General features: G+C 40.6%; 8 protein-coding genes. 7 read left to right on the top strand and 1 reads right to left on the bottom strand.

Annotated elements, in window-relative coordinates:
• Positions 1-193: 193 nt before the first annotated feature.
• Both ABD930_RS09585 and ABD930_RS09590 read left to right on the top strand, forming a co-directional pair.
• Positions 194-1117: an AraC family transcriptional regulator gene (locus ABD930_RS09585; RefSeq protein ID WP_345231490.1), complete on the top strand. Its 924-nt coding sequence runs from the start codon at positions 194-196 to the stop codon at positions 1115-1117.
• A gap of 243 nt (positions 1118-1360) precedes the next feature.
• The gene (locus ABD930_RS09590; RefSeq protein ID WP_345231491.1) at positions 1361-2704 is read left to right on the top strand and encodes a DUF3863 domain-containing protein; all 1344 of its coding nucleotides are present in this window, start codon (positions 1361-1363) and stop codon (positions 2702-2704) included.
• 7 nt (positions 2705-2711) lie between these two features.
• On the opposite strand, the gene ABD930_RS09595 is transcribed toward ABD930_RS09590, so the two are convergent.
• Positions 2712-4226, bottom strand: coding sequence for a TlpA family protein disulfide reductase (locus ABD930_RS09595; protein WP_345231492.1), 1515 nt, complete (start codon positions 4224-4226; stop codon positions 2712-2714).
• 299 nt (positions 4227-4525) lie between these two features.
• Here ABD930_RS09595 and ABD930_RS09600 point away from each other — a divergent pair, with 299 nt between their 5' ends.
• The 5 genes from ABD930_RS09600 to ABD930_RS09620 all read left to right on the top strand — a co-directional run bounded on the left by ABD930_RS09600 (position 4526) and on the right by ABD930_RS09620 (position 13884).
• A complete protein-coding gene (locus tag ABD930_RS09600; RefSeq protein ID WP_345231493.1) occupies positions 4526-5533 on the top strand; it encodes a DUF6624 domain-containing protein in 1008 nt (335 codons plus the stop codon).
• A 174-nt stretch (positions 5534-5707) separates the two neighbouring features.
• On the top strand, positions 5708-8206 hold the full coding sequence (locus ABD930_RS09605) for an alpha-L-rhamnosidase-related protein (protein WP_345231494.1): 2499 nt from the start codon (positions 5708-5710) through the stop codon (positions 8204-8206).
• Positions 8207-8359: 153 nt separating this feature from the next.
• A complete protein-coding gene (locus ABD930_RS09610; RefSeq protein ID WP_345231495.1) occupies positions 8360-8938 on the top strand; it encodes an RNA polymerase sigma factor in 579 nt (192 codons plus the stop codon).
• 151 nt (positions 8939-9089) lie between these two features.
• The gene (locus ABD930_RS09615; RefSeq protein WP_345231496.1) at positions 9090-10271 is read left to right on the top strand and encodes a FecR family protein; all 1182 of its coding nucleotides are present in this window, start codon (positions 9090-9092) and stop codon (positions 10269-10271) included.
• Between the two features lie 241 nt (positions 10272-10512).
• A complete protein-coding gene (locus ABD930_RS09620; protein WP_345231497.1) occupies positions 10513-13884 on the top strand; it encodes a TonB-dependent receptor in 3372 nt (1123 codons plus the stop codon).
• Position 13885 lies beyond the last annotated feature (1 nt).

Here is a 13885-nt window from a genome sequence, read left to right on the forward strand (position 1 = left end):
ACTTTTGTTCATACTTTTTTGTCGCAACTCAAAAGTATAAATCCTGGAGCAGTCTGATTAATTTCTACTGCTCCTTTTTATTTTTTTCCGGACACTAGTGAATTTTTTTATAGTTTTTCGTGTACAAAATTCTTTTTTTATAATATTGTCGAGGATGGTCAGCTAATCATTTAAACTATTATTGACTTTGCAAATGGCTAGGATAAAACGCCGGGAAGGCTTTGAGGGGCAACGGCTCCTCGTGGTTCCCAAAAAAGTAACCTCGAATTTTTTAAAAACGGATCCGGTTACCAAACAGATATTTATCACTGATATTGGGTATTATCCAAAAGCTAGACACCATTATGTAGCACGCCCCCATGGTATCGATCAGCATATCATAATTTATTGTACCGACGGATACGGATGGTTTGAAATTGATCGAAAAAGAATAGAAATATCTCCGTCGCAACTTATTACTATTCCTGCAAATATGCCTCACCAATATGCTGCCCACCCAGATCGACCATGGACGATATACTGGGTACATTTTAAAGGAGAGATCGCCTCCTTCATAGTGGATCTGATATTGAGAAATTCGAAAAATGAGAAACCATACCTATCTTTCAGTGAAAGTCGTATCAAGCTGTTTCAACATATTTGCGATAGTATGGAATACGGCTACGGCGAAGATAACCTACGATATGTGAATATGATCTTTTCTCATTTCTTGACCTCCTTAATTTATGAAGACAAACTTTATAAAACAGTCACCGATGTCGAAAAGGATCCAATCGCTCATACGATCAAATTTATGAATAGTCATGTTGAAAAAAAGTTTCGACTAAGCGAATTCGCTGACTATGCAAAATTATCTCGGTCGCATTTTTCAGCGATTTTCAAGATTAAGACGGGTTATTCCCCCGTAGAGTATTTTAATCAATTAAAAATCCAAAAGGCATGCCAGTATCTGTCATTTACAGATCAGTCGATCAAGGCGATTGCAAAAAATTTAGGTATTGACGACCAATATTATTTTACACGAGTATTTACAAGGTTGATCGGTAATTCGCCTAGTGAATACCGCCGGAAAATCAGGTCAGAAAGTAAGCCATATGTTCTCAAACATAAAGTTTGATTAATTTAATAACGTATCTTTTATGCTATATGCATCGTATTAAAATCCATCATATTCGTAAAAAGAAACATTTTCTTTAGGTTTTTATAACGCTACATTTACCGCAATTAATTCATGTTGCGATAGTTGGCTCATTCAGAACAACTGGAGGTATTAAACGCAACTATTTTAAATAAAGTTATACCATTTAATGTGAGACCATTGGTGGTAATCGTATATCAAATGTTCAAAAAACACGCTCGTATGTATAAAAAAGTATTTCATACCATACTCTCCCTGTTCATCTTGGCATCATCAGCTGTTGGACAAACCGTTAAAAAAACAAATACTGGGCTAATGGGACATCGATACCTAACATTTAATACGGTGATTAGGGTTAATCAAATCGAAGTCTCAAGAACTAGGAACGTCGGTGAAGATGAACGGGCCTTGCATACACCAGCTAAAGTGGAGGCTTTCCGTCGTGCTGTAGCTGAAGGTTTTCCGGGCGGAAAAATGACTTGGGCATTTAGCTGGCTGGCACTGAACGATACTACTGCAAATTACAGGGAGATTAGGAAGTTGGTGGTTAGCTACCTGAAAAAGTATGGCGATGAGATCACTTTTATTCCTGGTGCTTACTTTGCAAATGCCTATAACACAACAGAGCAGGTCAATAAAGACATCCATAATGCTTTGAATCTGATAACGAAGATGGTGGGTAACGGCTATAGACCCAAAAGTATCGTAGCGGGTTTCCTGTCGTCCGAAAATCAACAGTATCTGGCAGAAAAGGAGCACATTCACGTCTGTCAAGGTAATATATGGAGCCAATTTAGTATAGACAATCAGGATGGCGACGGTTCAGTATCCTATCCTTTCTATCCCTCTAAAGAGCATTTTTGTAAACCTGCTCAAAATAGCGCTGACTTCATAGACTGTGTGAACCTAGATGGTTGGTCTGTTGATTTTCTCGCTGCGCGAAGAGCTGGGTTTGCTGACGGCTTCAACAGTAGGTTAAGCGTGGGGCCTATAGAGACCATCGGTAAATACGGACCTGAAATTGGGCTGAAACAGATGATGCATGCTACAGCGATTCATTTTGATCAAGGATTCGAACTGAATAAGTTCGCATGGGTAACAAATTGTTGGGAATTAAGTCTTCCTTATGATGCTGAATATCTGAGAATGTGGCTGAGTCAGATTAAAAAACGCTGGCCTGACACCAAAATGATCACTCAGGGAGAGTTTGGTCTGATCTGGCGAAAACACTATAAGAATAACCACTTTAATTATGTCTTTATCGAAAATGGCTCTGGCATTGGCGGTTCTGACGCTGATAAGGAAATCAGGTGGTTTATGAATAAAGATTTTCGTTTAGCTCTACTTCGAACAGTTGGAGATCCGGAATCAGAAAAGGTGATTGACTTTACAAATTATACGCTCCCTGCAAAGGAACCAGCAGAAATGACCCGCAAATGGAGCCTGTTAGGAGAAATCAATCAAAAACAAACACGCGCACAAGACAAACCGATACCGCTTGATTCGTTGTCGAAAGACGCTCGGGCACTAATCTTTCATCACTATCCGAACTTGGACAATAAGTAGGTACTTCCTATTCCATATATTTCAACAATTCTAACTCAAAATTGCCATTGCTGGGTCTATAGAAATCATCGTCCAAAATATCTCCCTTGTTATTCATGACGATATACCGGGGGATGTTTCTGATGTTAAGCAACTTGGTTAAAGCAGATTCCTTAAAGTTAGCCAATCGATATTGGTGGGGACTATTATAAATGCCGTTCTTTTTGGCTACAGCAATCCATTTAGCTATATCCGCTTCTTTATCGATGCTGATCGTTACAAATTGAATGGGCTTATTTTTAAATGCACGTTCTATCTTTTTTAGATGAGGGATCTCTGCAATACAGGGAATACACCAGCTTGCCCAGAAATCAATTACGGTCAGCGGCTGATTTTTATCGGTAACAGTGCGTTTGAAATCCGTTTGTTTTCCAGTGAAATCATACAGATCAACCGGCGGCAAATTAGCGATGCTTTTCATTTCGTGGTTTGCAGACGCTTCATCACTTTCGATCAAATATCGGTAACGACCTCCGGCAAATGTTGTCAGCTTTTTTTTTGCCTGTTTGAAATCGGTGAAGGTTCCCGATAAGATGCTTGTAAGCTGATAGATCGTATCGAGATAAGGATCCTGTGTATGTACGCTTTGCAGTTTCCGTTTGATTGCTTCGATGTCCTTTGGCGTACTCATAAAGCTCCATGCAACACAGTTGGCTACATATTCCTTATAAAAATCCCTTTGTTTTAGTTGTTGGTCTGCTCCGACAATACAAGCCCAAACATCGCGTTTATCAATGTTCTTGTTTTGCTTTTTTGCGTTGTATGCAATGAGTGTTCCAAAAATCCACTGATTATGCAATGCATCAATAGAGCGGATATCGTCTGCATGCTCATACAGGTCGTCATAAAGGCTGTCAGTTGTTTTGGTAACCGTCATCGCAGAATCTGCCAATAAATGGGCAGTTAATGCATATTTGTTTTTGCTGTTCAGCTTAGTCAACAAATCCTTTCGTGTTTCGGGTAGATGGAGGTTGCGAATGGCAACTTCATTTTGTTTAAAAGAAGCTTCGATCTGTTGTATTGTTTCACTTAAGTCCATCGCTTTCAAATTCTGATCTTGTGATAGCGTAATCAAGCTGTCGATGAAATTCGGAAATCCAGACGCGTACGACAACGAAAGAGCACCTTCTTCTTTCTTTAATATTATACTATCTCCAGGGCTTAATAATAAGGAATAGGTACGCGATAGCGTACCTTGCTGGAGCACATAAATGTTGTTGTAATCCAAAAATAAGGGCTTATCTAGCACTACTCTTTCGGTGATAACCGTATCTTTCCGGGAACTGTTTTTAAAATGAAATTTTCCGTTATATTTAGCGGGAACCATCAATTTAAGTTCTTCACCAGGTTTTAAGGACACTGAAATAACCACCGGACGCGCTTGTTGTGCCTTATCTGTAGTTTTGTCATCCGATGCCTCTCGTGAAAAACAAGATACAAAAATTAAAGTGGCCATTGGCCAGATCATGGAAAGCGCTTTCATAACTTAGTTTATAAATTAATTTCTTTTTTGATTATACTTCTTTAAGGTATTGATCTTTTTGTTATAAGGAATGTTTGTGTATAGTGCGTTTAAAAATGGTAGTCTTTTATGATGCTCAATATACACAATTATTTACCAGATGGAGGCCTTTTTTCAATAAATGTTATTTTTTGTCCGATTTCCTTTTCATATAAAAAGCTCAGGTCTCCCTGATTTATAGTAATTTATCCGATGCACGCCATTTTGTATTTGCAGCTTGTTTTTGTAATTTGCTTTTTTCAAAACGTAAATTTGAGCTAATGAAAAACTATTGGTTAGCATTACTATTTCAGGTTAGTTTTTTACTTGTAGGAGCACAACAAGCTCAACAGGACTATGATGGTTTCAAGAAGCAGGCCGAAACGCTTTATCAACAAAAGGAATACCGATCCTCTGCTCTTAAATATAGCGAAGCTTTCGCATCTATTGGAGACAAGGGAACCATAGACGACCGATATAATGCCGCTTGTTCCTGGGCTATGGCAAATGAACCTGATTCTGCTTTTTATCACTTGAATCGAATTGCTGCCTCAGGCCATTTTACGAATCTTGATCATCTTCGTCAGGATACGGATTTACAATCTCTCTATCAAGATAAACGTTGGCCGGAAGTGTTGGCTCTGGTAAAGAAGTATAAAGATGAAAAGGAAAAGGATTACGATAAGCCGCTAGTTGCTAAGCTGGATAGTATTTTTGAGCAAGACCAGCGTATCCGTTGGCAAGCCGATTCTGTGTATAAACAGTTTGGTTCGGATGCTCCGGAATTTAAGGCATTGGCCGAAAAATTTAAGACGGTTGATTCACTTAATTTAGTAGCCGTGCGGGAAATATTGGATACAAAGGGTTGGCTGGGGCCAACTGTTGTGGGAGAAAAAGGAACCCAAACCTTATTTTTAGTGATTCAGCATGCCGATTTGAAGACGCAGCAAAAATATTTACCACTTTTGCAGGAGGCGGTTGTCAAAAAAGAACTGGACCCGGCGAATTTTGCGCTGCTAAAGGATCGCATTGATCTGCGGGAGGGAAGAAAGCAAACCTATGGTAGTCAAATTTTTCGCGATCCACAGACAAAAGAACAATTTGTTGCTCCCTTGATTGATCCAGATCATGTGGATGAACGGCGGAAGGAAGTGGGATTGCAGCCAATGGCCGAATACGTTCAATTTTTTGATTTTACATGGGATTTGGAAGCCTATAAGAAAAACCTACCTCATTATGAACGCATTCACGAAGAAATGGTACAAAAAGAGAAGCGTAACACTCCTTAGTAAGGCATTACGAGTAGATACGATGAAGCAATCTAACGTCTTATTCATGATTTTTGATTAAATTCAAATAGGTTCTAAGAAAAATATCAAAAAGTACAAACAAAATGCCTATTCTGATAAAGATACTTAACCAATGACCGTTATCTTTGGCGACTAAATCAAACACCATTATAAATGTCTGCTACTGTTAACGTTATTATTTTTTCTTTTCTGCTATTTTATACTAATTTTTGCCGTGCCCAGCAATCTCCCTATGTTAAACATGATCGTGCGACTAAAATCGTTCATATGACGGTGCCTGATCAACAATTGTCACTCGACATCGATTATGCCCAAGGTTGTGTTCTGAAACAAGTGTATATCAAGGGCAAACCGGTATTATCAAATGCTGGTGCGTATACAGGTGTTACAACAGCAAATGGAGATTCTTTTTCATCGCATGATGCTTCCCCTGTTCAGCTCTCAGAACGGGAAAACAGCCTCATCTTACGTGGTATTGTTTACGGCAATGACGACATCAACGTGAATGAGGAATGGCATTTCATCGTTCAGAATGGAGCTATACGTTGGGATATTATCCGTACCTATCAAAACGAGGCAACGTTGGAAGAAACAGCTTTTCCTACGTGGAATTTTACCGATCTTTCCATTTGGAAAGGCGGCATTATGGATAATGGCGGTATGGTCTGGTGTAAATACCTGAACCAAGTAAACGATACCTATGGAGTACATACCGGAGGTGTAACCTTTTGGAATCCAGACACGGGCGATGGTTTTAAAATAGACGCAAATGCAAGCGATGGGAAAGCTGTTGCCGCTGCTTATTCTCATAATACTCAAGGGGCATTTACCTGCACGCAATCGGTCACCGATCAACCGTTGCAGCAACGTTATCACCTGAGCCGTTTTGTTTCCCAAAAATCGAACGTTTTTGCCCCTTTTCCGGTCAGTAAAGGGACAGTAAAGTTAAGTTTAAACTTAAGCTATGTTGATTATGACGAAGTTTACTCCCGCGGTAAGCTAGCAGGCATAGATGCGGTAGCCGTAAGGGAATTAATGAATACGACGGCACGATACGGCGTCGTGGATAATGCCATTGTTGGGGCCAATGGTTGGCTAACCAATTGGAAATGCCTGCATGAACCTTTTTTTGCTCAGATCGCGCTGGCGCTTAATGACGATAACTATACTAAAAATTTAGCAGCTACCCTAGATCAGGAACGAGATGAAGCCGTATCGACTGATGGTCGAGTTTTATCACGCTGGCATGATGTTCCTGGCGATGAAATACCCGGGACGTATAACACGAAAACCGGCTATTATGAGGCTAAATGGGGTTACACCATCGATTCGCAAACAGGATATATTATCAATACCAGTGAATTATTTGCCTTGAATGGTGATCGGGATTGGCTCCGTTCGCACCAAGCGAGCTGTGAAAAAGCCCTAGATTGGTTGATCAAAAGAGATAGCGATCATAACGGGATTTTCGAAATGATGAATAATACGATCGCGGAAGAAAAAGCGAGTGATTGGTTGGATATCGTTTGGGCGAGCTATGAGAATGCATTTGTCAACGCGCAACTATACGAAGCCTTAACACTTTGGTCGACATGCGAGCAGGTTTTGAACAACCCACAAAAGGCGACCTATTATGCGACGGTTGCTGCACGCTTAAAAGAAGCCTTCAACAAGCCCGTAGAGAAGGGAGGATTTTGGTCGGAAACAAAACAACAATATGTATACTGGCGAGACAAGGATGGCTCCATTCATGGTGATAATCTGGTTACACCGGTGAATTTTGCAGCGATAGCGTTCGGTATCTGTGATGATCCAAAACGTATCGCCTTGATTTTAGATCAGGTAGAAAAAAGAACTCAGGCAGAGCGGTTGTTTCATTGGCCTTTATGTTTCGATTCTTTTCAGCGCGCGGAAGTGAGCGGCGGCAACTGGCCTTTTCCCATGTACGAAAATGGAGATATTTTTCCGACTTGGGGATATTTAGGAATTCGGGCATATGCTGCCTATGATAAAACAATCGCCTTAAACTATATTCATAAACTATTAGCACAATATAATAAGGATGGCTTATCTTCTCAACGATATAATCGGGTAAGCCAAAAGGGTGAAGGAAGTGATATCTTATCGGGAATTTGCACGACTATCACGGGCTTATATCGCGATATTTATGGTGTTAGGCCCTCATGGGATAGATTAGGGATCGAACCACATCTTACACCCGAACTCGATGGTACTACCTTTAACTATAAGCTACGAGGTACTACCTACCAACTGACGCTTCATACCAATAGTTATTCGGTAAAAGGGGATGGTTTCGCTGTAAAAAGTCAAGAGCATTTTGGTATTGCAAAGACCAAAGAAGGGATTGTTTTTTATCCGCAAAATCAGACCGAGCGTAGGCTAACGGTTCGAGAAAAAACAGGTAAAACCGTTGATTTAGTAGTCGCGCCTTGGAAGGAAGAGGCCATATCCTGGGAAGCTTTAGCACCAGGGAATTATCAATTTACCTGGAATGATTTACCGAAGGGCGCGCGTTATCAGTTATGGATTAATGGTAAACGGATCAATACCGTAACTGTTGATGAAGGCGTACTTACGCTTACTCACCAAGTGAAACGAGCTACTAAGTTTCTTTTGAAACCTATAGCATAATACGTCAAGCATGATAGCGCAGGACAGTTGGTCGCTATGAAATATTTAGCTTCGCTATTAGCCATTATAACACGATTCCGTTACCTAGCTTAAGATAATAAAGAACAGCTGATAATACTAATGGCGCTTATTTTCTAAATCAAATTAAAACGAGTGGAAGTTAGCGATTCAAAGCTTATTTTATCATGGCAGCAGGGCAATGACCACGCTTTTGAGATCATCTATAAACGGTATGCTTTGCGGTTGTTAGCCTTAGCCGTTAAAAAGACAGGCAATCGTCAAAAAGCAGAAGATCTCGTTCAAGATGTTTTTGTTGTATTGTTTAAGCATCGGTCTACCGCGGATAAGATTTCTTGCCTATCGGCGTACTTACGTACTATCCTAAAAAACAAAATCCTCGATGACACGCGCCGACTACTCGTTCAACATAAATATGAAGACCAATTAACACACCTATTCCGTGATGAAGATTATTCAACTTCGGTAAACCTAGAGGCGAAAGAATCCATTCAATTAGTATTCGAACAAATTGAGAAGCTACCCCCTCAATGCAGAGATGTATTTAAACTAAGCCGTCAAGATTACCTGACCAATAAACAAATTGCAAACTTGCTTAAAATTTCAGAAAATACGGTAGAACAACATATTCGAAAAGCGTTAAGACGTTTAAAAACAACCATTCCCTTTTATAGAAAAACGTGGATGCTTATTTTTTTGTTTTTGTTTTGTTAAAACATTTTAGCTTTTTTAGTAACAGTTATTTACCTCCTTCTGATTTCTCAAAAAACTAGTAGAGAAGCTTTTGCTACTTGGTGTAAAAAAATGATAACCCAGTAACGGTAAGCCATATCCTATTCGTCTTATCCTAAAAGGCACGGGCTATATGAACAGAAATAGGCTTCAATATTTGTTGGAACGGTATCAAAAATCGGTATGTAGTGCAGAAGAATTAAAAGAACTAGATGACTGGTATCGCTCATTAAATTATGGTGACCATGCATTTGAGCAGGAAATAAAGAGCCGGGAAGAAAAAGAACAACTATCCGATATCTTGTTTGAAGGATTCCAGAAAAGACTTGCCAACGAGAAGGAGCCGTTGCCAACCATTAATCGTTGGTATCCCTTAGCTGCAGCTGCGGTTTTGTTATTCGTTGCAGGTGCTGTGTTATTTTTTGTCTATCCTAAAACCGATGTCAAAAAACCATCCGTCGCATCTAACAAAACGCAAATTCTTCCGGGTAGTAATAAAGCGATCCTAACACTTGCTGATGGTGAACAAGTTGTCTTAGACGATGCAACAACTCACGGGATCCCGGATCAATATGGAATGAAGTTGACACGAGTTGACAGTAGCCTATTGACCTATAGTATAGCTAATGGGAGGGCTCCACAGCATGCAGAAGAATTGGCTTATAACACTATCGAAACGCCAAGGGGAGGGCAATATCAGGTTATGTTGCCCGATGGGACAAAGGTCTGGTTGAACGCGGCAACCATTTTGCGTTATCCCGTGAAGTATTCCACCAATGAACGTAAGGTTGAATTATCGGGAGAGGCCTATTTTGAAGTAGCTGCGAATAAATCTCAACCATTTATTGTCGTTACCGGTAAACAGGAGATTAATGTGCTGGGTACACATGTTAATGTTAAAAGTTACAAGGATGAGCAGCTTACCAGCACGACGTTAATTAGCGGAAGTGTTCGTGTACATGACCTTAACACGGATGAGTCTGTCATTCTGACACCTGGGCAACAAGCAAATACACGGTTGATGTCTAAAAAAATGTCTATAACGGCCGTAAATGCACAGGATGTAGTTTCGTGGAAAAATGGATATATGGTATTCGATAATCAAGATATCTATAGTATTATGAAGGTGATCAGCCGTTGGTACAATGTAGATGTCGTTTATAGTCAAGTGGATAAAAAAGAGCGGTTTGGTGGTACATTTTCGCGTTACGCGCACTTGCAGCATATACTGGAAAATCTAGAACAGATTGGGTCAGCCCGCTTTAGTGTGCAAGGTAGGGAAGTAGTTGTATCTAATCGTTTATTGGCACGCTGAATTCATATCACTATATAGATTGACCAATTTTGATACAAAAGAAAGGAGGTGTTTAAGGCAAATACTAACCAAGAAGATGATTGCGAAAACAAAGGGCGTCGGAACCGCCCTTAGTCGATCAGTGATCTACCGAGTAACCATTGTGTACCAAATTAATTAACCCGATAATCAAATGTACAAAAAAAATAATGAATTTATATTCAACAGGGAGTATTGTGCACTGTCCAATTGTCTGTTAAAAATGAAGTTAACATTACTTTTATTGTTTATTTCCATTGTGCAACTCAGCGCAGAAGCATTGGCTCAACAGATATCCTTGAAGCTTCAAAATGCATCCCTAGCGGAAGTTGTTGCTCGAATAAAGACGCAGACGGATTTAGATTTCCTGTATAATAACAGCACTACCGAGGATTTTATTCCAGTTACCTTAGACGTCAAAAATGAACGTCTGGAGACCGTATTAGACTTATGTTTTAGAAACCAACCGCTTACCTACCGCATTAATAAACATACCGTTTTGATCACGAAAAAGGAGCAAAAACAGGTAAAAGAAAGCGCTCAAAACATAGTCAGCGGATTAGTGACGGATAGTGTTAGTGGAGAATCGCTACCTGATGTAAATATCACAGTGATTAATACAGCTAACGGTACAAAGACAGATGAGCAGGGCCGGTACCGTCTGCCGGTTTCATCAGCTAATCCAGTATTGGTGTTTTCCTATATTGGTTATCAAGTAAAACGCGTTGCGCTTAACGGAAGAAACCGCTTAGACGTTAAAATGACCCCACTTACAACAACCTTGGAAGACGTAGTAGTCGTGGGATACGGTACACGGGCTAAGGGGACAGTCACAGGCGCTATTTCATCGGTGAAGTCGGATGTATTCGAAAACCGACCATTAAACAACAGTTATGATGCCTTGCAGGGTGCTTTACCTGGGGTTACCATTACCCGAGGAAGCGGGCAACCAGGTGGTCAGGGCTATAACCTACAAACACGTGGATATTCATCGATCAATGGCAATGCCCCTTTAGTCATGATTGATGGTATACCGGGTGATCTCAATGTAATTAACCCGAATGATATCGCAGAGATTACCGTATTAAAAGATGCAGCAGCCTCCATCTATGGTGCCCGTGCAGCCGATGGTGTAATTTTGGTAACCACCAAAAAAGGTACGAACGCACCGCCACAGATTACGTATAGCTTGAATTATGGACGAAAGACGCCAACCTACTTGCGTAAGGTCACCAACACCCTACAATTTGCGGAAATGATGGACGAAGGATTGAGAGCTGTTGGTCAACCCGGATTTGATGCCTCCGTGTTTGAAAAAATTAAAGCCAACGCGGCGCCCGAATTGGATAAAGGGTGGAATTACGGGGTAACCAATTTTCCTGCTTTTTATGGTTATACCGATTGGAATAATGCGATTTATAAAACTTCCGATCAACAATTACATAACCTCGCTATCGCAGGAGGTGGTGAGAATAACGGTTATTTAGTTTCCTTAGGGTATAACCGGGATAATGGAAATTTGAAATTTGGCGAAAATAACCTAGATCGGTATAACTTCCGTATCAATTATGATATCAAGCTGTTGAAGAAATTAAGCTTGCAAACCCGTACCAGCTTTGAAAGCCAAATAACACGAGAACCGAGTAACTTAGAGAATGCCTTGACCAATGTACCACGTCAATTTCCTTACCAGCCGGTGTTCAATACCCAAGGCCAATTCTATGGTTATCAAGGGTATGAAAATCCTGCCCAAACCTTGGCTGAAACAGGTAAACGGCACATTGATTATTCTCGGTTTAATACAAACTTTAAACTTGACTACGACGTTTTGGAGGGGTTGAAGCTTACCGGACAGGTCGCCTTTATGATGGATTACTATAAGGATAATGCGAACTATCGGACTTTTACCCGCTGGAATTATGCCGGGGAAGTACAGGATGTCCGACAAGATCCCAACTCGGCCTATTACACCAATGAAAAGAAATTGAATAAATTGTATCAGCTATATTTCGATTATAATAAAGCCTTTAACGCAGATCATCGCATTAATGTAACAGGGGGTGCTTCGCTGGAACAGTACAGTGGCGACGGGCAAACTACTTGGGGATACCATTTTTTGAGCAATGATATCTTTACCCTCAATCTCGCTGATAAAACGAAGACGGCCTATACCAATTTTACAGGAAGCTTAAGCAGTTCGGCCTTAGCATCTTATTTTGGTCGATTAAGTTACTCCTTTCGGGATAAATTAATTGTGGATGTAACCGCCCGTGCCGATGGAAGTTCTAAATTTGCATCCAGCAAGCGTTGGAGCGCTGTTTTCCCCTCGGTCGCCGTAGCATACAACCTTTCTCAAGAATCATTTATCCAATCGCTGGGGGTAATTGATTTGTTAAAACTCAGGGCATCCTGGGGAAAGATGGGTAATCAGGAAATAGGTGAATTGGGGCTTTATGATTACATACCTTTGGTATCTGTAGAAGGAAATTATCCCTTAGGTAATCCGAATGCTGGTCTAACCGGTGCAAGTTCTAATACAGCTTCGCAGGATCGTACTTGGGAAACGATCATTAATAAAAATGCCGGTATTGACCTTGGTGTCCTTGGGACAAAACTGACGTTTTCCTTTGATTATTACCAGAAAATAAACGACGATATGTTGGTGGATATTGCGGTACCAGCCACCTATGGTGGTGTACCACCTTCATCCAATCAAGGGAAATTGGTGACCAAAGGATTTGAGACAGCCATAACCTGGAAAGATCAACGCGATGATTTTCGCTATAGTATCTCCTTGATGCTGAGCGATAATACCAATAAATTGGTGGAGCTGAAGAACAGTGATAATTATGGGGAAGGACTAAATCAGTTCAGGCAGGGTTATCCCATTAACTCCTATTTTGGATATGAATACCTGGGCATTATCAAAACGCAGGAACAGTTGGAGGCCTATAAGCAGTTGACGGGTATCCCAACCAATATCGGTATCGGTGACGCCATGTATAAAGACCGCGATGGCGATGGTAAACTGACGGCTTTTGGCGATAAGACAAAGGGCCTCGCGGGTGATATGCTTTATTTAGGTAATTTATCTCCCCGGTATACCTATTCGGCTAATATTAGCGCAGCGTATAAACAATTTGACCTATCGGTTTTCTTGCAAGGTGTAGGTAAGCGGACGGTGCAGTACGAGAGCAATATCAGCACGCCAAATACATTCTTTTGGCCATCGTTAGCCTACTATTACCAGCAAACTTGGAGCTCCGACCGACCAGATGCACCGTACCCACGCTATTTACCTGGCAATTTAGGCTATGACGAGATCCGGAATTACGATTACCATACCTCATCCCTGGTTATGCACAACGTCGCGTATCTACGCTTTAAAGTGATCACCCTGGGTTATAATTTACCAACAGCACTGGCCGAAAAAATCAAAATGAAAGGCGCAAGAATTTATGTAAGTGGGCAAGATCTTTTTACCCTTTCTAAGGGAACGTTGGGGGGCAATTTTGATCCGGAAGATGGAAAGCGGAATGAAGGTACCTACCCATTCAATAAAGTGTATTCAATCGGTCTAAATGTTAAATTTTAAG

The sequence above is a fragment of the Olivibacter ginsenosidimutans genome, from assembly GCF_039542865.1.
Taxonomy (GTDB): domain Bacteria; phylum Bacteroidota; class Bacteroidia; order Sphingobacteriales; family Sphingobacteriaceae; genus Olivibacter; species Olivibacter ginsenosidimutans.

Bases quoted from the DNA above. Each gene is read 5' to 3' on its own strand.
- ABD930_RS09615 (WP_345231496.1), top strand. From the start codon at position 9,090: ATGAACAGAAATAGGCTTCAATATTTGTTGGAACGGTATCAAAAATCG.
- ABD930_RS09605 (WP_345231494.1), top strand. From the start codon at position 5,708: ATGTCTGCTACTGTTAACGTTATTATTTTTTCTTTTCTGCTATTTTAT.
- ABD930_RS09620 (WP_345231497.1), top strand. From the start codon at position 10,513: ATGAAGTTAACATTACTTTTATTGTTTATTTCCATTGTGCAACTCAGC.
- ABD930_RS09595 (WP_345231492.1), bottom strand. From the start codon at position 4,226: ATGAAAGCGCTTTCCATGATCTGGCCAATGGCCACTTTAATTTTTGTA.
- ABD930_RS09590 (WP_345231491.1), top strand. From the start codon at position 1,361: ATGTATAAAAAAGTATTTCATACCATACTCTCCCTGTTCATCTTGGCA.
- ABD930_RS09600 (WP_345231493.1), top strand. From the start codon at position 4,526: ATGAAAAACTATTGGTTAGCATTACTATTTCAGGTTAGTTTTTTACTT.
- ABD930_RS09585 (WP_345231490.1), top strand. From the start codon at position 194: ATGGCTAGGATAAAACGCCGGGAAGGCTTTGAGGGGCAACGGCTCCTC.